The 367-nt window shown below is 39.8% G+C and carries 1 protein-coding gene; it reads right to left on the bottom strand.

The window, feature by feature from the left end; genetic code table 11:
• Nucleotides 1-11: 11 nt before the first annotated feature.
• On the bottom strand, nucleotides 12-367 hold a 356-nt coding region (locus CP366_RS10515; RefSeq protein ID WP_199162872.1), incomplete at its 5' end, for a hypothetical protein.

Here is a 367-nt window from a genome sequence, read left to right as displayed (position 1 = left end):
CTCTGCTTTCATCATTGATCACCTCCTGAGGAATGTTCCTCTAATGCTTTTTTGATAAAAGTGTTATCGACAACATCCTTCACATCAATCTTCTTATCTATCGCCTTTGTTCGAAATTGAAAATCTGCTGTTTCCTGCTGCGCTTTCACAATGTCGTCACTGATGACCTCATTCAGAGGTTCAGTATTTTTCAGCACATTTTCGACGACCTTTTTATCGAGATCTTTAATGTCAGAATACAAGTCCGCTGCTTCATCCAGATGTTCCTTTTGCCATACAACGGCTTTATTAAACACCTTCAGAAAACGGACCACTTCGTCTGGATGCTCTTCTGAAAACTTTGTTCTTACTAAAGTAAAACCCGGTG

The organism is Lactobacillus sp. UMNPBX15, from assembly GCF_002553785.1.
GTDB lineage: Bacteria > Bacillota > Bacilli > Lactobacillales > Lactobacillaceae > Lactobacillus > Lactobacillus crispatus.
This window is presented reverse-complemented; position numbering and strand designations above follow the sequence as displayed.